This is a genomic window from Pseudoalteromonas sp. 20-92 (assembly GCF_030847595.1).
GTDB classification, from domain to species: Bacteria; Pseudomonadota; Gammaproteobacteria; order Enterobacterales; family Alteromonadaceae; genus Pseudoalteromonas; species Pseudoalteromonas fuliginea.
The window spans coordinates 288,686-308,409 of the sequence record NZ_JANJGQ010000003.1 but is presented as its reverse complement, the minus strand read 5'-3'; the positions used below and the strand labels follow the sequence as shown (position 1 = coordinate 308,409).

19 protein-coding genes and 1 riboswitch are annotated in these 19,724 nt (G+C 38.7%); of the genes, 12 read left to right on the top strand and 7 right to left on the bottom strand.

Going from position 1 to position 19,724, the window contains the following annotated elements; translation table 11 throughout:
• Both NRL14_RS05185 and NRL14_RS05180 read left to right on the top strand, forming a co-directional pair.
• Positions 1-491 (top strand): ISAs1 family transposase (locus NRL14_RS05185; RefSeq protein ID WP_373462518.1); only part of this gene is annotated, 491 nt, incomplete at its 5' end.
• Positions 492-574: 83 nt separating this feature from the next.
• Positions 575-919, top strand: coding sequence for a hypothetical protein (locus tag NRL14_RS05180; protein ID WP_306724151.1), 345 nt, complete (start codon positions 575-577; stop codon positions 917-919).
• 33 nt (positions 920-952) lie between these two features.
• On the opposite strand, the gene coaD is transcribed toward NRL14_RS05180, so the two are convergent.
• Positions 953-1,444 carry a pantetheine-phosphate adenylyltransferase gene (coaD, locus tag NRL14_RS05175; RefSeq protein ID WP_007377838.1) on the bottom strand — a complete coding sequence of 164 codons (492 nt, stop codon included), beginning with the start codon at positions 1,442-1,444 and terminating at the stop codon, positions 953-955.
• A gap of 194 nt (positions 1,445-1,638) precedes the next feature.
• Here coaD and NRL14_RS05170 point away from each other — a divergent pair, with 194 nt between their 5' ends.
• Positions 1,639-2,292 carry a TetR/AcrR family transcriptional regulator gene (locus tag NRL14_RS05170; protein WP_007377837.1) on the top strand — a complete coding sequence of 218 codons (654 nt, stop codon included), beginning with the start codon at positions 1,639-1,641 and terminating at the stop codon, positions 2,290-2,292.
• Between the two features lie 97 nt (positions 2,293-2,389).
• Positions 2,390-3,847 carry a tRNA uracil 4-sulfurtransferase ThiI gene (gene thiI, locus NRL14_RS05165; protein ID WP_033028977.1) on the top strand — a complete coding sequence of 486 codons (1,458 nt, stop codon included), beginning with the start codon at positions 2,390-2,392 and terminating at the stop codon, positions 3,845-3,847.
• A 24-nt stretch (positions 3,848-3,871) separates the two neighbouring features.
• On the opposite strand, the gene NRL14_RS05160 is transcribed toward thiI, so the two are convergent.
• Together NRL14_RS05160 and NRL14_RS05155 are read right to left on the bottom strand one after the other, a co-directional pair.
• Positions 3,872-4,774: a ketopantoate reductase family protein gene (locus NRL14_RS05160; RefSeq protein ID WP_306724150.1), complete on the bottom strand. Its 903-nt coding sequence runs from the start codon at positions 4,772-4,774 to the stop codon at positions 3,872-3,874.
• Entirely contained in the window at positions 4,767-5,120 is a 354-nt protein-coding gene (locus NRL14_RS05155; protein ID WP_306724149.1) for a VanZ family protein, read from the bottom strand. The genes NRL14_RS05160 and NRL14_RS05155 overlap by 8 nt, the downstream gene beginning before the upstream one ends.
• Positions 5,121-5,271: 151 nt before the next feature.
• Between NRL14_RS05155 and NRL14_RS05150 the strand changes: the two genes are divergently transcribed.
• Both NRL14_RS05150 and NRL14_RS05145 read left to right on the top strand, forming a co-directional pair.
• Positions 5,272-5,754: a YajQ family cyclic di-GMP-binding protein gene (locus NRL14_RS05150; RefSeq protein WP_007377833.1), complete on the top strand. Its 483-nt coding sequence runs from the start codon at positions 5,272-5,274 to the stop codon at positions 5,752-5,754.
• Positions 5,755-5,918: 164 nt separating this feature from the next.
• Positions 5,919-6,102, top strand: a riboswitch (cobalamin riboswitch).
• 36 nt (positions 6,103-6,138) lie between these two features.
• Positions 6,139-7,953 (top strand): TonB-dependent receptor domain-containing protein, encoded by a 1,815-nt coding sequence (locus NRL14_RS05145; protein ID WP_306724148.1) that lies wholly within the window; start codon positions 6,139-6,141, stop codon positions 7,951-7,953.
• A 77-nt stretch (positions 7,954-8,030) separates the two neighbouring features.
• On the opposite strand, the gene msrA is transcribed toward NRL14_RS05145, so the two are convergent.
• The 3 genes from msrA to NRL14_RS05130 all read right to left on the bottom strand — a co-directional run bounded on the left by msrA (position 8,031) and on the right by NRL14_RS05130 (position 12,807).
• Complete coding sequence (gene msrA, locus NRL14_RS05140) at positions 8,031-8,567, bottom strand: peptide-methionine (S)-S-oxide reductase MsrA (protein WP_306724147.1); 537 nt, start codon at positions 8,565-8,567, stop codon at positions 8,031-8,033.
• 85 nt (positions 8,568-8,652) lie between these two features.
• Entirely contained in the window at positions 8,653-11,751 is a 3,099-nt protein-coding gene (locus NRL14_RS05135) for an efflux RND transporter permease subunit (RefSeq protein WP_306724146.1), read from the bottom strand.
• A gap of 3 nt (positions 11,752-11,754) precedes the next feature.
• Entirely contained in the window at positions 11,755-12,807 is a 1,053-nt protein-coding gene (locus NRL14_RS05130) for an efflux RND transporter periplasmic adaptor subunit (RefSeq protein WP_007377555.1), read from the bottom strand.
• A 247-nt stretch (positions 12,808-13,054) separates the two neighbouring features.
• Between NRL14_RS05130 and NRL14_RS05125 the strand changes: the two genes are divergently transcribed.
• From NRL14_RS05125 to NRL14_RS05100, 6 genes are all read left to right on the top strand, one after another.
• Positions 13,055-13,759, top strand: a complete 705-nt coding sequence (locus NRL14_RS05125) for a DUF2982 domain-containing protein (protein WP_033028982.1) — start codon at positions 13,055-13,057, stop codon at positions 13,757-13,759.
• A gap of 33 nt (positions 13,760-13,792) precedes the next feature.
• Positions 13,793-14,125 (top strand): hypothetical protein, encoded by a 333-nt coding sequence (locus NRL14_RS05120; protein ID WP_007377553.1) that lies wholly within the window; start codon positions 13,793-13,795, stop codon positions 14,123-14,125.
• A 68-nt stretch (positions 14,126-14,193) separates the two neighbouring features.
• Complete coding sequence (locus NRL14_RS05115; protein WP_149606133.1) at positions 14,194-15,834, top strand: DUF1566 domain-containing protein; 1,641 nt, start codon at positions 14,194-14,196, stop codon at positions 15,832-15,834.
• Positions 15,835-15,843: 9 nt separating this feature from the next.
• On the top strand, positions 15,844-16,362 hold the full coding sequence (locus tag NRL14_RS05110) for a DUF1566 domain-containing protein (RefSeq protein WP_007377551.1): 519 nt from the start codon (positions 15,844-15,846) through the stop codon (positions 16,360-16,362).
• Positions 16,363-16,524: 162 nt separating this feature from the next.
• Positions 16,525-17,442, top strand: coding sequence for an ExeA family protein (locus NRL14_RS05105; RefSeq protein ID WP_007377550.1), 918 nt, complete (start codon positions 16,525-16,527; stop codon positions 17,440-17,442).
• Positions 17,443-17,453: 11 nt separating this feature from the next.
• A complete protein-coding gene (locus NRL14_RS05100) occupies positions 17,454-18,491 on the top strand; it encodes a general secretion pathway protein GspB (protein WP_306724145.1) in 1,038 nt (345 codons plus the stop codon).
• A 9-nt stretch (positions 18,492-18,500) separates the two neighbouring features.
• On the opposite strand, the gene NRL14_RS05095 is transcribed toward NRL14_RS05100, so the two are convergent.
• Complete coding sequence (locus tag NRL14_RS05095; protein ID WP_149606136.1) at positions 18,501-19,694, bottom strand: HD-GYP domain-containing protein; 1,194 nt, start codon at positions 19,692-19,694, stop codon at positions 18,501-18,503.
• Positions 19,695-19,724: the final 30 nt, after the last annotated feature.

The following is a 19,724-nucleotide window of genomic DNA, read 5'->3' as shown; positions in this document are numbered from 1 at the left end:
TATTACCTGAGGTAGCACGACAAGCATCTGATGGGCTCTTGTTTAACGAAGCCGATTATCAAAAAAATAGAGAAGAATTTAGGTGCTGTGCAGTGAGCCATAACGTGAGCGGTTTATCAGAAACGATACACTGGGAAGGTGTAAAAACAGTGGGTGTTATTGTTTCTTATAGAAAAGAAAAAGGTAAATTAAGCAATGAGTTATGCTATAGATACTATATTAGTTCAGCGAATTTAACAGCGGAAGAACTCGCGAGAGGAGCACGACAACATTGGCAAATAGAAAATGGATTACATTGGCGTTTAGATGTAGGATTTAAAGAAGATGAGTGTCGAATTAGGCGCGAAGGTGCAGCACCTGTATTTGCGGGGCTGAGACACATCGCATTTAATCAGCTAAAAGCAGAAAAAAGCTTTAGTAAAGGCATGCCCGCAAAACAGAAAAAAGCTATGCGCAGTACAGCCTACCTTGAAAAGGTACTGAACGCATAGACTTTTTTCATGCTCTTGCCCTGGATAAAAGCCGAGTTCATCTTTGCTTTATTATGATGGCTTCGTACACATCTAGTTTATTTATGGACATAACTACTGCAGCTCCACATTTAAAGTTGTTTATATTTGATGTACTAACAATTGCCGCTATTCTTATGTGGCGTATTTTTTTAGGACGTAAAATACCGTACGGATTTTATTATCTTATTGTAGGGCTTTGTATCAATGCCTCACTGTTTATGGGCATGTATATTGATAATACTCTTTATGGCAATTGGGACTTTTGGTGGCTGTGGATGCTGTATGGTTTCTTTATGCTTGTTATTGATATTACGATGGCACTAATATTAATTATCAATAAAGACTTACTGAAGCTGGTTTGGTTAATTAAAAAATTAAAGACATCATCTATATCAAAGCTAAATTAGCGCATACGAGTTATGCGCTAACGCAGTAAATTACTATTGGGCACCACAGCCCAATTTAGTTTTTAGCGCTTTGACAATTACAGGGTCCACAAACTCGCTTACATCACCATTGTGACGTGCTACTTCTTTAACGAGTGTTGATGAAATAAATGAATTTCGCTCTGCGGGCGTTAAAAATACACTTTCTAAATCGGGGTTTAGGCGACGGTTCATATTTGCGAGCTGAAATTCATAATCGAAATCAGATACAGCCCTAATACCACGAATAAGCACATTAGCATTATGATCGCGCGCAAGGTCAGCCAGCAAGCCTGAAAATCCGATAACTTTAACATTACCTAAATGACTCAAAATGGTATTAGCAAGTTCAACACGTTCTTCTAGGGTAAAGCAGGGTTTTTTACTTGGGTTGTGGGCAACAGCAACTAATACGGTATCAAACATTTTTGCAGCACGATGAATCAAGTCTGTGTGCCCATTGGTAAGCGGATCAAAAGTGCCTGGGTAAATTGCAGTAACGTTCATAATATTCACTATTTATTATTTTAGCGTTAGTTTAACAGTGTTTAGGGCACAAATCAGCTTTGCCCAAATAGATTATTTATTCAGTTCCTAATGATGGTTAAGGAGTAAGTGTGTTTTAATCGATAATATTTGTTTATACTGCGTGGTCTATTTTTAGTGTAATGTAGTGCATAAGATAATTAGAGTATTAGCGTATGAATACCAAGGATAAAATAATACACACCAGTATTTCGTTATTTAATGAGCAAGGTGAGCGTGCAATATCAACCAATCATATAGCGTCGCATTTAGGGATGAGCCCCGGTAATCTTTACTACCATTTTAAAAATAAAGAAGACATTATTCGTCATATATTTGCGTTATATCGCGATCATTTAAGTACGCAATTTAAACCTATCAACAAAAATGACGATGCATTTAACCACTTAACAGCTTATTTAGATTCGTTGTTTGAATTGATGTGGCGCTATCATTTTTTTTACGACAACCTCGGCGATATACTCGCCAGAGACGCTGATTTGAAGCAAGCTTACATTGATTTCCAACTCGAATTATTAGAACAAGTGCGAAAAATTATACTGGGGCTTCGCGACAGTGAAATGATTGCAATTGATGAGCAAGATGTCATTGATTTAGCCCATACGCTTAAGCTAACGGTTAGCTTTTGGACGCCTTATATAAAAGCCCGCAGGCCAAGCGGTACCCTTGCTGAGCAAGATATATATCACGGTATTTTAAAAGTACTTACATTGTTTAGAGCGTATAGTACTGATAAAAGTATCGATAAAATGAACCTGCTACGCGAAAAATACACCGAATTAGCACAACACGCGCAAACTGTTGCCTAATCGCTAGTCATTGGCTGTTTCCTAGACGCTGAATTTTTTGCTATAATCGCGCGCCAAATGCCTGGGAGCGCGAATTCCCGCAGTCTAAGAGTGAACTATGCTTAAATTTATCGTCAAACTACATCCTGAAATAGCCATTAAAAGCCGTTCAGTCCGTAAACGCTTTACTAAAGTGTTAGAAAATAACATTAAAATTGTATTGCGCCGTGTTGACGAAAAAGTACAAGTTAGAAATAACTGGGATAATATTTCAGTTGTTACAAAGCTTGAAGATGCGCAAGTTCGTTTAGATTTTATCGATAGCCTTAAACGCATACCTGGCATCGTTCAATTTATTGAAGTAACCGAAACACAATTCGAAACTCTTGATGATATTTACCAAAAAACAATAGCGTTAGTTGGGCATACAATTATAGGTAAAACCTTTTGTGTTCGTGCTAAGCGTATAGGTCAACATGACTTTACCTCAACTGATTTAGAGCGTTATGTTGGTGGTGGATTGAATCAACATATTGAAGGCGCAAGCGTTAAACTTAGCCGTCCAGAAGTAACAATACGTTTAGAAGTAAAAGACGACAAAGCTTACATTGTTTCGCAAACGCATTTTGGTATGGCTGGTTTTCCACTACCAACGCAAGAAGATGTGTTGTCGCTTATGTCTGGTGGTTTTGACTCTGGCGTAGCAAGTTATCAAATGATTCGTAAAGGCGCACGTACGCACTTTTTATTCTTTAATCTAGGTGGCGCAGCGCACGAAATTGGTGTTAAGCAAGCAAGTTACTACTTATGGAAAAAATACAGCTCTACACATAAAGTTAAATTTGTAACGGTTGATTTTGAACCTGTTGTTGCTGAAATTTTAGAAAACGTTGAAAACAGCCAAATGGGTGTTGTGCTTAAACGTATGATGATGCGAGCTGGAAGTGTAGTGGCTGAAAAGTTAAACATTCAGGCACTTGTCACTGGTGAAAGTATTGGCCAAGTATCTAGTCAAACATTAGCGAATTTAAGCGTGATTGACCGTGTTACTGAAACGCTTATTTTACGCCCGCTAATTCAAAATGATAAACAAGAAATTATTAATCTTGCTCGCCAAATTGGTACAGCTGAAATGGCAGAAACAATGCCTGAATACTGTGGTGTTATTTCTAAAAAACCGACAGTTAAAGCCAAGATTGAAGTAATAGAAGCCGAAGAAGAAAAGTTCGATTTTGATGTGCTAGATACCGTAGTAAATAACGCACGTATAATGGATGTGCGTGATATTGACGTTGAAGCCAAACAAGAACTTAAAGAAGCTGAATCGGTTGCTGATTTACCTGTAGGCTCTGTGGTAGTTGATATTCGTTCACCAGAAGAAGAAGAAGCTGCACCGCTAGAAATCGACGGTGTTGAAGTGGTGCATTTACCGTTCTTTCGTCTGGCGACTAAGTTTGGTGATTTACCAAAAGACACCGACTACTATTTATATTGTGACAGAGGCGTAATGAGCCAACTACAGGCACTTATGCTGCACGAACAGGGCTTCGAAACTGTAAAAGTTTATCGCCCGTAAAGTTAAAGCTTATGTAAGCGTGGTTTATACCACGCTTTTTTTTGCCTTAATTTTGACAAGTAACTCATCGTTGTAAGGCGTTGGAATACCGTGAAGTTTACCTTGCTGGCTAATATAGCCGCATATAGCTGAGATTTCAGTTTCTCTGTTATACGTTAGATCTTGCTGCATTGATGAGTAATTATTTGCGGTTAACTCCATTATTTTATAAGCGGTATTGAGTGCTTTAATTAATGGAATATTAAGCCCTTGAGCCTTTGCAATATTACATGCTTCAGTGAGTGCATTAAAAATTATTGTGTTGTACTTAGGTGCACGTAATTCGCCATTTCTTACATTACTTAAAGCGCTTAATGGGTTAATGGCAATATTTACGAGTAGTTTTTCAAAACGAAGCTGCTGAATGTTATTGGTAAATGTTAGGTTGGGTATTACTTTAAAAATATCAGCTATTGGCGCACTATTTTGAAGTGCTAGCTCATTACAGCCACCAATAACGCTTTGTCCTTCACCAGTGTGTTGCACAATATATTGGTTTGATTTAAAGCCCGCTATGCTTGTTGTTAAAAAGTAGAGTGCTTGATGAGTGTTTAGTTGGCTATTTACCTCATCAACATTACCCATTCCGTTATGCGAAAGTACAACAGAGCAATGAATTGGTAAAAATGGCTTTATTTGTGAAAACGCATCAAGTACTTGAAAAGCTTTAACAGTAAATAAAACAACATCAAATTCAGCAGCTTTATTTAGCTGATTTAATGAAATAAATTGTGCGTCAATTTTTTTAGAGGTCCCTTTACCTCGACTATAAAAGCGGGTATTTGTTGGGCTTTTACGAGTTAAAACACTGACATTATGCGATGCACTCAAAAAGTGGCTAAGTAATAAGCCAATAGCGCCATCGCCAACGATTAAAATATTAGCCATATGGGTTCTTTTTTCGAGATGTAAAAATTACTCTAAGTAAAAAGTAGCTTGCAGCACCTGCAAAATCAGCAAAAAAATCACCGAGTGATGCCTGCCTATACGGGAGTGCGTTTTGCATTATTTCTATAGATGCGCCATAGCCTGCCAATAAAAGTATTTGCGCATATAAAGGAAGTTTAAACGCTTTATCCATTATTATGGCTAGTATAAAAAAAATCCCAAAATGGGCGACTTTATCAACATGAGGGAATAAATTTACAACGCCACCTTTTATTTCTTTAGCAAATAAAAGGGTAAAAGCCACAATGCTAATTAAAAAAATTGCTTGGTAAACACGCCTTGTCACGACAAATCCTAAAATCGCTTAAAAAAGAGACCGCAGTATATCAAACTAATTTAGTATCGCACCTGAACAAGATGCAGAAAAATGTAAAGAATTATAATTTTAGCGTTATAATTGCCACATAAAATTAAGATTAAATAGTTAGGAGAAACCTATGCCTTCATTTGATATTGTATCTGAAGTAGAAATGAACGAAGCTAAAAATGCGGTTGACAACGCCAACCGTGAGCTAGAGACCCGTTTTGATTTTAGAGGTGTTGATGCATCTATTGAATTAAATGACAAAACAATTAAATTAAAAGCTGAAGCTGATTCTCAAGTTATGCAATTGTTTGATATTTTGGCAAACAAAATCTCTAAGCGTGGTATGGATGTATCAAGCTTAGAGCTTCAAGATATTACTCGTGCAGGTAAAAATGTATTTCGTAACGTTGGCTTAAAGCAAGGTATCGAAAAAGACATGGCTAAAAAAGTAGTTAAGGCCATTAAAGACTCTAAAGTTAAAGTTCAAGCCGCTATTCAAGGCGAAGAAGTACGCGTTACTGGTAAAAAGCGTGACGATCTTCAAGAGGCTATGCAAGTAGTGCGTAGCGCTGAGCTAGGTCAGCCTTTTCAGTTTAAAAACTTTCGCGACTAAAGTACACCAGCTAGAACCTAGCTAACGAGTGTGTAAAATGTATTAATAAAAGCTAAGCAGCAATGTTTGGCTTTTTTTGTGAGGTTATTTTTCGTATTTATCATAGATGAATCTATCTTTAGCTGTATAGACGTCCATTGACATTTATAAACAAAATACCCACAATAGCGGCATATTTTCAAGGTGCTTGCTAGCCACTTCATGTAATGATTTTTTTAGCAGGATAATCGGGAAGTTGGTGAGTTTTCATGATGACTACAAGCCCAACACTGCCCCCGCAACGGTAAAGTATTGCATGTTTTATATGCTTGCTGAGTCCGGAGACCGGCCTTGATGCAATCTTACTTACTTAAATCTTTGCGGTGGGCAAAGGTAGGGGACATCATGTTAAACAAAACAACTCTAGGCGTTGCAATTTCTGCTGCGCTTTCATTTTCTGTGTCTGGTGCAGAGCAATCAATTGAAAAAATAACCGTTACAGCTAATAAGTTTGAGCAATCAATTAACGACGTTTTAGCGAGTGTAAATGTTATTGAACGTGCTGAAATAGAAGCAAGTAACGTACGCGATTTACCTACACTTTTAAGCACGCGAGTGGGTTTTCAGGTTAATCCAAACGGTGGTTTTGGTCAAAATACAGGTGTGTCACTTCGTGGTACGGGCTCTGGCGATACGTTGATTTTAATTGACGGTGTACGTACAGGCTCAGCAACACTTGGTCAAAAAGCACTAAATACTGTCCCTCTAAATAGTATTGAACGCATAGAAATTATTAAAGGCTCTCGCGCGGCTGTTTATGGCTCTGATGCACTCGCTGGTGTTATTAATATTATTACGCGTGAGTCAGATAACTTATCCCTAAGCGCTACATTTGGTTCTGACTCTTATCAAAATTATCAAGTGGCAGGCTCTGTAAAATCAGATGATATAACAACAGCATTTAACGCAGGCTTTGAAAAAACAGATAACTTTGATGCACTGCAAGGCGTAGCACCAGATGAAGATGGCTATGAAAATAAAAACCTTGGTTTTAAAGTAAATTACACCGACTTTAAGTTATTAGGCCAATACAGTGAAGGCTATGCAGATTACGACAGTCGCTTTAGTCCAGCCACAAGTACTATAGAAACAGGTGATTTTAAAAACTATCAGCTTTCTGCAGGTTGGAGTAAAAACTACACTAACCAAACGCATAGTATTGATTTAGCGCTTTCAACAGATGATTCTCACGATACCTCAGCATTTGGTGTAAATGATTTTATAACGAAACGTGTGCAATTTGATTATAACGGTCAATATATATTATCTGAAGAGCTTAATATTAGCGGTGGTGTTAACTGGTACAACGATGATGTATCGCACAGTTCAACGCAGTATGATATGCAAGAGCGTGATGTATTAGCTGTATTTGTTGGGGCTTATTACAATGCTGAAAAAGTGTTAGCTAATTTAACAATTCGCCAAGACGATGATGAACAATTTGGCGACGAAACAACATATACAGCTGCTGCGGGTTATCATTTATCTGAAGACGCCACGTTCCGCATAAGCCAAAGCACTGGTTTTAAAGCACCTACATTTAACGATTTATACTTTCCGGCTTTTCCTGGTTTTCCACCTTCATCTAATCCTGATTTAGAGCCTGAGAAATCATTAAATCAAGAGATTGGGGTAAATGTAGATTTTGATATAGCAAGTATTGACGTTGCTATTTTTAGAAATGATATTGAAGATAAGATATCTTTAGATTCTAACTTTTTTCCTATCAACTTAAATGAAGCACGCTACGAAGGGGTTGAATTTAGCTTATCTCAGCAGTTTTTTGGTTTTGATAGCAACCTTAACTTTGCTTACTTAAGCGCTGAAGACGAAGAAACGGGCGCAGAGTTGCGTAATGTTGCTAAACGTACTTTTAACTGGGAACTTGCAAAACAGTTTGGTGCGTTTGATGCAAGCTTAGACATGCAATACCGTAGCGACCGACAAGGTGCTGTGACTCGCTTAGGCTCTTATACACTTTGGAACTTAGCGGGTAATTATCAAGTAAATGAACATATTGAAGTTTCGCTTCGTGTAGAAAACTTATTTGATAAAGAGTATAACGCTGTTGATTCAAACGCTGATTTTACAACGGGTGAAGTGTATTACTACAACACGCCAGAGCGTCGCTTTTTTGCAGGCGCAAGCTACCAGTTTTAACGGTATTTATTAATATTAAAAAGCCCGACATATGTCGGGCTTTTTAATGTGTAGCTAAGTTTAACTACTCAAATTAGCTAGTCAGCTAAGAACTCTTTAAATACGGTTTCAAACTTGTGTAACTTAGGTGCTATTAAAATACTACAGTAACCCTGCTGTGGGTTTTCGTTATAGTAATCTTGGTGATAATGCTCTGCTGGGTAATACGTAGTGGCAGGGCTGACTTCTGTCACGATTGGCTCAGCAACATGGCTTTGCAGTTGAGCTATCATTTCGTTGGTTTGCTTAAGTTGAGCTTCATCGTGATAGTAAACCACACTTCTATATTGTGTGCCTATATCGTTACCTTGGCGATTCAATTGTGTTGCATCATGCAGTGTGAAAAACATTGCTAAGAGTATTTCAAAGCTAACTACAGTCGCGTCAAATTCAATTTTAACAACCTCTGCGTGACCGGTTGTGCCTGAGCATACAGAATCATATGTTGGGTTATTTGTTTCACCGCCAGTGTAGCCAGAGCTTACGGTTAGTACGCCATTTACACGTCTAAATGCAGCATCTATACACCAAAAACAGCCGCCACCAAATGTTGCTACTTGCGTTGTTGAGCTCATAAGTATTCCTAAAATGTATATGGGGTTTAAAGGCGAGCATAAATTGTATGCGCCGCAACAACAAGGTTACGGCGCAATTAAGAGGCTAGATCTCTTCGAAAGGTTTTTCAGCGGCTTGTTTGTCTAATTTTTGCTGTAAAAACTCAGGTGATTGAGTGTTACGTGCAAGTGCATAATATGCAGCAGGTACAACAAAAAGCGTTAGTAGGGTCGATACAATAACCCCAGTAAACACGACCACACCTATCACCATACGGCTTTCAGCACCCGGACCTGAAGCAAGTACTAAAGGTACCGAACTCATAACCGTAGTCAGCGAGGTCATAATAATAGGGCGCAAACGCTGAGTTGCTGCTTGCAAAATAGCTTCACTAAATTCAACGCCTTTATCGCGCAGTTGGTTAGTAAATTCTACAATCAAAATACCGTTTTTAGCACTTAGCCCTATGAGCATGACAATACCTATTTGGCTGTAAATATTTAAAGTAAGTCCTGTAGCCCAAAGTCCGAACATAGCGCCCATTAAACCAAGTGGTACGGTAAGCATAATGACGAACGGATGCATAAAGCTTTCAAACTGCGCTGCCAGTACTAAAAAGGTAACGGTGAGTGCAAGTATAAATACGTAGGTCATCGCTGATGCGCCTTCGTAATAAAGCTGCGACTCGCCTTTGTAATCTACGGCGCCATCTATATCGTTTTCTTGCGCGGCTACTTCGTTTAAAAAGTTAAGCGCTTGCTCAAGCGTATAACCGTCGGCTAAGTTGGCGCTTAATGTAATTGCGCGCATACGGTTATATCGGTTTAAGCGCGATGCGGTTGCTTCTTCTTTTAAGCTGATAAGGCTATCAAGTGGGACTAGTTCACCGCTTCGTGATTTAAGGTATATATTTGAAATGTCAGTAGGGTTAGTAAAGTCTTCTTTAGTCCCTTTTAAAATTACATCGTATTCTTCACCGCGGTCAATAAAGGTTGTAACACGGCGCTGGCCAAGCATTGTTTCAAGTGTACGGCCTACATCAGATACAGAAACGCCTAAATCAGCGGCCTTGTTTTTATCTATGCTGACTAAAAATTGCGGAAAGGTTTCTTTATAATCATGATCGATTCTTACTAAACCTGGGTTTTGTTCGGCACGCTTAATTATACGGTCACGCCAATCGGCAAGCTGAGCGTAATCATTACCTTGCAATACAAACTCAATAGGGCGAGATGAACCACCACCGCCAATACCACGGCGCATGATGGCAAATGCACGAACATCGGTAACTTCTTGCATTTTACCGCTTATTTCGTCCATTACTTCCCATGTTGAGCGTTTGCGCTTATCCCAATCGGCCATGCCAACAATTGCAACACCGCCGCTGCCCCCCCAGCCAGGCACTCGAACAAGTACACGACTTAGCTCACCCGCTTGCGAGTAAGGCATTAAGCGTTCTTCAATTTTAGCCATATTAGCGGCATTATTTTCATAACTTGCGCCCTCAGGACCGCTCATCATAATAAAGAACGTGCCACGGTCTTCTTTTGGCGTTAGTTCAGAAGGAACTTGTAAAAACAACGAGTAACTAACAAAGCCAGCTAATAATAGGCTCACCATTAAACCCCATTTACGGGTTATGTTAGTGGAGAGTGAATTACGGTAACTTACTTCAATTTTAGTAAACTGGCGGTCCATCCATTGGCTAAATTTATTTGGTTTGTCTGATACTTTAAGTACTTTAGAACACAAGGCTGGAGCGAGAGTCAGCGCTGTAACACTTGAGAAAAATACGGCAGCACTTACCGCCATAGCAAACTCAGTAAATAACGCCCCTATACGGCCATCCATAAACACCAATGGCACAAAAACAGATATTAGTACAAGCGTGGTTGCTACTATGGCAAAACCAACTTCACGCGCGCCTCTAAATGCAGCTAGCAACGGCGGCTCACCCAGTTCAATGCGACGGTGAATGTTTTCAAGCATTACAATGGCATCATCTACTACTAAACCAATAGCCAATACTAAGGCAAGTAAAGTTAGTAAGTTGATTGAGTAGCCCATTGCTAATAAAAACATAAAGCTACCAACAAGTGCAACCGGTACGGTAACAGCTGGAATAAGCGTTGCTCGTATATTGCCTAAAAACAAAAATATAACGAGTACGACTAAACCCATAGAGATGGCAAGTGTGCTGTAAACTTCATTAATTGATTCTTTAATAAATACAGACGAATCGTAGCTGTCTTGAATTGTTGTACCTTCAGGTAGGTTACGTTTTATTTTTTCAAGTTCACTGCGTGCGTTATCTACTACGGTAAGCGTGTTTGCTTTAGCTTGTTTTACAATGCCTAGGCCAATCATGTTGCGCCCGTTACCACGAAATAAGCTTTCGTCATCGGCAGCTTCTAATTTTACATCGGCAACTTCACCTAAACGCACTAAATAACCTTCTTCACCTCGTTTAATAACAAGGTTTTTAAAATCGCGCTGATCTTTATAACTACGTGCGGTGCGCACGGTAAAGTCGCGATCTATTGATTCTATTTCGCCGGCGGGTAATTCAACGTTTTCTGTACGCAGTGTATTTTCAATATCGCTTGAGGTAATACCGCGTGCAGCCATTGCTTGGCGGTTTAACCAAATTTTCATGGCGTATTGGCGCTCACCACCAATACGTACATTAGATACACCGTCTACAACGGCTAAGCGATCAACAATAAATCGCTGTGCGTAATCAGAGAGCTGTAACGAGTCCATTGTTTCGCTGTTTAATACAAACCAGGCGATTGGGCTTTCATCACTATTTGATTTAGACACTTCTGGTGGGCGTACCTGATCAGGCAAGCTATCAAGTGCACGTGCTACACGTTCACGTACATCGTTAGATGCAGCATCTATGTCGCGGTTAATATCAAACTCAATGGTAATGTTTGAACGCCCATTACGACTTGATGAGTTAATACTTTTAATACCTTCAATACCCGAAATACGGTTTTCTATTATTTGCGTTATTTTGGTTTCTATAATTTCGGCAGAAGCACCAGTGTATTCAGTGCTGATATTTACAATCGGTGTTTCAATATCAGGGTATTCACGAAGCGGTAACATCGTAAACGCAACTATCCCAAAAGTGAGAAGTAGTAAATTAATTACAATGGCAAAAACGGGGCGTTTAACGCTAGTATCAGTAATTTTCACGTATTACCCCTTTACGCTTACTTTACTTCCAGAGCGAATTTTTATTAGCCCTTCAGTAACAATTTGCTGACCATCAGTTAAACCTTCGTCGATAGCAACCCAGCCATTATTTCTGCTTGCAACATGTACTTCAACTTTATTGGCTACTCCGTCTTGAATTTGAAAAACAAAGTGTTTGTCTTGTAAAGGGATAACCGCTTTTTCTGGCACCATTAAAGCTTGGTTGCTGCTTAGCTCAAGTGCTGTATTTAGTAACATACCAGGGCGAAGTAATCCTGATTTATTCGCAAAGCTTGCTGTTACTTCAACACTGCGTGTTACCGAATCAATACGTGAGCTAATATGCGTTACCTTGCCGTTAAATGTCTGCCCTGGGTAGGCATCGTTTTGGGTAAGTACTTTCATGCCCATGTTTAATTGTGCTAAATATTTTTCAGGCACTTTAAAATCAACTTTAATAATACTAATATCATCAAGTGTGGTGATTATTGTAGCGTTGTTTACGTATGCACCGACTGATATTTCACGTTTACCTAGCAGGCCAGAAAAAGGGGCTGTAATAGTCATTTCATTTAACTTAGTTTTAGCGCTTTCTAGTTGCGCCTCTGTTGCATCAACGCGAGATAGCTGCTCTTCTAACAATGACTTTGCAGTTGATTGAGAGCGTGAAAGTTCGGTTAAGCGGTTGAGTTGACGTTTCTCTTCTTGTAAATTAATGCCAAGCTCTTTAACTGCAAGTTGTTCTTGCTTACTTTGTAGTTGCACTAATTTTTGGCCTTTACTAACTAAGTCACCGTCTTTAAAGTAAATATCTGTGACATAATCGTTTTGGGCACTTTTAATATAAACAGCTTGGTTAGCACGTGCACTACCAATGGCTTCTATCATTACCGCGTTTTCTTGTGATGTCACCGTATGCGCAGATACCTGAGTAGACATTTTAGATAAGTCGGCTTGTTCACCATGGCTTGACGGTAAATATAAGTAAACGCTAAATATCAAAAGTAGCGTAATAATAAATGGAAAAAGAGCTTTGCCTGATTGTCTTGAGTACATCGTTTTCATACCTGAAAATTAATTGTAAGTATTGTACGAAATAAGACCGGAGAAAGGCGGTTATGTGTCTCATAAATTTGTGCGTTAAGCGTAAAAGTTAATGATCCTGATGCAGTGTCCCTCTTTTGTTACATATAAAGTGGTAAATATATGAATTTTAAAACATCCTGTAAGGCTTGTATAACTGCCCGCAAAGTTATTTTATGGGCTATTATTATGTTGATATTTTATATGGTGTTCTATCAGCATGGATAAAAACGATAGAAACCATGTGAAATACAGGGCACAAGGCGCACGTAATGGCATCGAAATATTAATAGTGGGTGCCATTGGGTTGGTGCTTATTATGGGTTTTAATTTATTACGTCCAGATAAAATAAGTATTGTTGAAGTTTTTTTAGTGAGTGCTTGTATCGGTGCTATTTTTATTGGGTTTTTAAAAACCCAAGAACCCTTCTATAGTTTAGTATTAAGTGAATCTAAACTTATATATCAGCATAAGTATGGAGCATGGCACCTTTTTCAAAGTAATTTTAGGTATAGTGGTATACCTAAGGTTGAGGACGGGGTTGAATACATTGAGTTAAATACTGTGGGTATCAAAGTAAATGATATTGATGAGTTTTTAGCAAGTTTATCACCTAGAATTGCAGGGAAACTGCTAATAGAACAACGACATTTATTTATGCAAGCTGTTCAAAAACATTGCAAAAATGGTCATTGCCCATCAGAATGGTTAATAGAAGATACACAGTATATCTCTCAAAGGGGAATAAGCTATAATGGGCTTATAGCTATGTTTGCAAATAGAACAAAGCACCTTCAGCTGTTAACAGGTTATGATTTATTGTTACCTGCCAGTGTATTAGATAGAGATATTTGGGCGTTTAGTGCTAACTTAAATAAGTGGAAGCAAAACCCCAGTCAGTTTATAGCGACGCAGAGTAAATAACGTAAATACTCTAGTGCGGTAGTAGGAATAGTAATGAGTCAAGACAGATCCTTTTTAAAAAGTGGGCGAAATACCATAATACATAAAGATAAAAAACACGATTTAGTGATTGTTAACTCTGAAATTCATCCGCGAATTAAAGTAACACAAAATGGCCTAGAGCCTTTTAAAGAAGAGTTGCCAAAAAATCGACGTGATGCAAAAGATCGTTATTTAGAAATAGTGTATGTTGGAAGCCCAGACGTGTTTGGTGAAGAAAAACAGCTATTGTTCATTCAAGCCTTAGATGGGCGTGAATACAAAGTAGATTACAGTAAAATCGGTACTAAGTTGTTTGTACGTATTCATCAAGATACTTATATGTAGCACTTTAATGGCATCTTTATTGCTTATGATTACACTATAGTAATTATTTGACATAAAAGGTGCTTTGTATGAAAGCGTTTGCTTTAATTCCTCTTATTGCTTTGCTTTGCGCATGTGGAGGCGGTGGTGGCAGCGATGATGCCGATGTAGAATCATCTGTTAATGCTGGAAACGACTTACAAATTATTGAAAAAACCGATTTTTCCATTACAGCACAGGGTTCTCCTGCTGATGGAACTTTTACTTGGCAACAAGTAAGCGGTCCAAGCTTAGAAGGCTTTCCGTTAGAGGGAGCAGAACAAACGCTTACCGCACCAGATGTAAAAACTGACAGTGAAATAGTTTTAAGAGTGAGCTATCAAAGCTCCGGCACTAGCGCCGTTAGTGACGACATTTCCATCTCAGTTAGTTCTAATAACCAGCTTCCCCTTGTTACTGTTACACAAACATCGCCTGAAACACTTCCTTCTGTATACAAAGACACGGTCACTTTAAGTGGTCTTGAGTCAAGCGATCCGGATGAAAATGGCCAAATTGATAGCTATTTTTGGCAATTGCTATCGGGGCCTGAGTTAAATATTGCGAGCTTTAATGAGTCAACACTCAGCTTTTCTCATCCATTGCTTGAAAGTAACGTAAATTTATCTTGGCAGTTAACTGTTATAGATGATGAAGGCGGTGAGGCAAGCACTCAATATTCAATGACCCTCAACAAAACAAATGAATTAGTGGATGCAAATGCGGGTGCTGATCAAAATATTGAAGAGTTTGAGCAGGTAACACTTGATGCAACTAGCAGTGAAACCGTAACCGATACATACCAATGTAAATGGCAACAACTTACCGGTAATACCGAAACATTAAGCAATAGTAATCAGTGCACAACGACATTTTTTGCCTCAGATGTAGACACCGAGACCACATTGAGCTTTGAAGTAACGGTAACTGACTCAAAAGGACGTACAGACACAGATTCTTTATTTGTAGATGTATCGCCAAAAGCTCTCGGGCTTATAAATGATAGTGGTGTGGGTGAGTGCTATAACAATACCCAGCGTATTAATTGTGAAAGCGATGACTTTCCCGCGCAAGATGCAGAACTTGGCCGCGACAGCTTTGCAAATCGTTTGGATAAAGTAGGTAAAGGTAATTTAGCGTTTGATTATACGAAGTTAAATGAATTTGCCGATGAAGTGTCTGACACCAGCAATAGTTTTAGTTGTATTCGCGATAACGTAACAGGGTTGGTTTGGGAGGTGAAAAGTGCGGCATCTGGCACGGTACCAAATACTTCGTTACGTGATGGTCAAAATCATTATTTTTGGGATGTAGGCAACACGACCTTTACAGATACAAGTTCAGCTAATAGTACGTGCCCTGATAATACAAGTTGTGGTGTACAAAGCTATATAAACGAAGTAAATGACTTAGATTTTTGTGGCGGTACGAACTGGCGATTACCTAGTTATACAGAGCTTTTAGGTTTAATTGATTACGGAAAACAAGGTCAAAGTGTATTAATTGACGAGGCATTTTTCCCTAATATGCCAAGTGAAAGTGCATTAAGCCATTTACGTTACTGGACCTCACAAACAGCAGCTGATGGTACAAGTTTATCGCAAGCGTATATTATTGATATGAGTGATGGTAACGATCTTGCTTATCCAAAAGAAAATACTGCTTATGTACGTTTAGTTAGAAGTCGTTAGGAGAAAATAATGAAATTAAAATTACTCTATGCAATAGCAACTATAAGTTTGAGCTTTAATATTGCAGCGGCGCAAACGTGCTACGACGGTGCAGATACCACAACACCGACAGATAGATTTACTATAAATGCAGATGGCACAGTGTCTGATAGCGAAACTGGCCTTATGTGGCAACGCTGTAGTTATGGGCAGACTTACAATACAGAGACACAACTTTGTGAAGGCTCAACACCTTCTCTCACTTGGCAAGAGGCACTACGCGGTGCTAAAAATGATACAACCGCAGATTACGATGATTGGCAAATGCCTAACATTAAAGAATTGGCGAGTATTTTAGAGCACAGTTGCACAGAGCCGAGTATTAATGAAACTGTATTTTTTGGCACTAAGCTTCAAAATTATTGGTCAAATACATCGGGTGTGAGCACAATGAGCTCTGCATGGGTCTATCAGTTTGATAGTGGCCTAAATAGTTTGCATGCTAAAACAAGTAATGTGTATTTACGATTAGTACGCTATGAAAAATAAAAAAGTGTAAATTTAAAGATATAAAGCGCAACTTTAAAACAGCTGCGCTTTTTTGTTTTTCATAAATTTACGTTATTTCAATAATAAAGCACTCACAGTGTTGTCACTTAGGGGCTTTTTTTGCCATTATAGGCCGTGATTTAATTATGAAGGAACATCACGGTGTATTTAAGCTATTTTGGCCTGAACGAAAAACCTTTTTCTATCTCGCCTAACCCCCATTACTTGTTTTTAAGTGAACGGCACAAAGAAGCCTTAGCGCACCTTACCTATGGATTGGGTGAAGATGGCGGCTTTGTATTATTAACGGGCGAAGTGGGCACCGGAAAAACCACGATCACTCGCAGTATGCTTGAGCAATTGCCTGAAAATACCCAAGTCGCAATGATCCATAATCCAGCACTTTCGGAGCTAGAGTTATTAGCCAGTATTTGTGATGAGCTTAATATTAGTTACGATACTAATAATTCGACGCTTAAAAGCCTTACCGATATTATAAAAAAGCATTTAGAGACTAATAATAAATCGGGTGGTCACACCATACTTATCATTGATGAGGCACAGTTACTTGCTCCTAATGTGCTTGAGCAATTGCGCTTGCTGACAAATATAGAAACCGATCATAAAAAGCTATTACAAATAGTGCTTGTGGGCCAACCTGAACTCCAAGAGCTTTTAAAGCGCAATGAATTAAGACAACTTGCTCAGCGAATAACAGCTCGTTACCATTTATTGCCGCTTACGCAAGGCCAAACCGTGGCTTATATAAAGCATCGTTTGCACGTTGCAGGGTGCGATAAAGGGATTTTTTCGATGGATGCTATGCAAGCAGTTCATCAATTAACGGGTGGTGTGCCGCGCCTAATGAACTTGGTGTGTGAACGTGCTTTAGTGGGCACATTTGCAAAGCAGCAGTTGATAGTTGATGGCGATATAATAAAAAAATCAGCACATGAATCATTACCAATGGATTTTGTAGCGCCAGTTAATGAAGCGAACAAGGGAACATCATTTGTATCATACAGCTTTGCTTTCGCTACTTTATTTGCCGTAGGTATTGGGCTTTCATTTATTTTATAGTTAGGTAAGTTATGTCTTATTTATTAGATGCGCTAAAGCAGTCGCAGCAATCAGATATGAGTGCTGAGCAGTACGACTTGCAATCAGAGCAGTTAAAACAACAACAAGCACTCAAGCGTTATAGACGATTAGCATTAGTTTTTGGTACAAGCTTAGGTGCTTTTATTGCTGTCGCTGGTGGCTTTACCGCGGGAAAGTGGTTTCAAAGTTCTACCTTATTAAACGCAGCGGGACCCGCTGTAATTAAGGTGGTGGAAAGCAAAAAATCATCGCCTAACAAAGACGTTAAAGAGGAAGATGCTGAAGCTGAAAAACAGCAAGTAGCTAAGTTAGAGCCTGCAAAAGTAGCTCCAACAAATACTGCAACAATTGAAGGTCAACTTGTGCATGTGCAAACACCTAATGGTGTACAGCAAATGTTATTAACCCCTAGTGGGCAATATATCCCTATGCCATCGAGTCAGGTCACGAGCGCAGCAGGTTATAATCAGCAAAATATGCAACAAGTAATGCCGGTTCAAAATTATAATCAGCCAGCGTTTAACCCACAAAGTAATTACAATCCAAATAATGCACAAAACACTTCGGTATTCGGGCAAAATCAAAATACCGCATCGGCTCAACTAGATATGAGTAAATATAAAGTACTGGGTAAGCCAATGAATGGTAGCAATCAATCTCAACAAGTGAGCGATCCTGAACTTGATGCCGTGCCAACAACGCTTAAAAATGCATTTGCGCAAGCGATACAAGATGTCGAAAAAAATCAAGATTATGAAGTTACTCAAGCATCAAAAACGTCATCACGTGTTGAGCCTGTGGAGCTACTGCCTGATGGTTTGCAATCAATGTTGCCTAGTATTAAATACCAAGCGCATATTTATTCATCCAGTGCTGATAAACGTTGGATAAAGTTAAATGGACGAGAGCTACATGAAGGAGAGAGTATTGGTGCGCTAACGGTTAGAGAAATAACACCAGAGCAGAGCGTCCTTGATTTTGATGGTTACGAGTTTAGTTTAAAAGCATTGCAAGATTGGCCGCAATAAGCGACCACTCTATGGCAGTATTGAATTTTTATAAAAACGTTCTAAATCAATATTATATTCTTTTGGTTTAACAGTTGATTCAAGGGTATCTAAAGTCTTTTTATTGGCTAAATCGATATCTTGTACTTCCGTATAACGGCTGTGTTTAGCGCTGTAAAATGTTTTTACTATCGGTTTTAGTGGCGATGCAGGGTTGCTTTCAGTCACTAGTCCGACTTTTTGGCTTGATAACTTTACTAAAGTCCCAACCGGGTGAATACCAATGCATTGAATGAATTTAGTAAGCAGCACAGGGTCAAAACTATCGGGGCAGCCTTCTTTTAATATTTTAAATGCTTTAATAGGTTCCATGCCAGCTTTATAAACGCGTTCAGCGGTTAATGCATCATAAACATCAACAATTGAAGCCATGCGCACATACTGGCTTATTTCATTGCCTTTTTTACCAAACGGATAACCTTTGCCATCCAAACGCTCATGATGCATACCAGCAATATCAACAGCGATTCCTTTTAAGCCAGACCCTTCTAAAATTTCTTTACTAAAAAGGGAATGTTTTTTCATTATTTCAAATTCAGCGTCGCTAAAACGACCCGGTTTATTGAGAATTTCGTCAGGTATTTTTATTTTACCAATATCATGTAACAAAGCACCTGTTGTTAATTGTTCGATAATCTCTTTATCTATTTCTAAGTGCTTAGCAAAAATACTCATTAAAATAGAAACATTAATAGAGTGCTCAAGTAAATAAGCATCTTTTTGACGCATTTGTGTAAGGCACGCTAACGCATCTTGATTTCTAAACACTGAATCCATAAAGCCACTTGCAAGCTCTCTAAAAGGGGCTATATCTATTTTTCGGCCAGCTTTTATTTCTTTAAATGCTTTGAGTTGAAGTGTTTTAGCTTCGTCATAAAGCTTTTTAGCTTTGCCCATTTCTTGTTCTGCACTGTGTGCTTTTTGCCAAGGGTCTCGTTTGATTTTTACTGCAGAAGTGCTTTCTAGCTCTTTTTCAGGAACTGTATTGACAAGGGTTTTATCAGGATCTATTTCTACTTCTAAGATCCCTGCTTTTTTTAGCTTATCAATATCCGCTTGAGTTTTAACCCAGCCTTGGCTTTTAACTTTAATGCGACCTGTTTGCTTAGTAACATGTTGTACAAACATACCAGGAAGTAATTGTGAAATAAGAATGGTTTTCAATTTAATAACTTATATAGTTTGATTAACTAT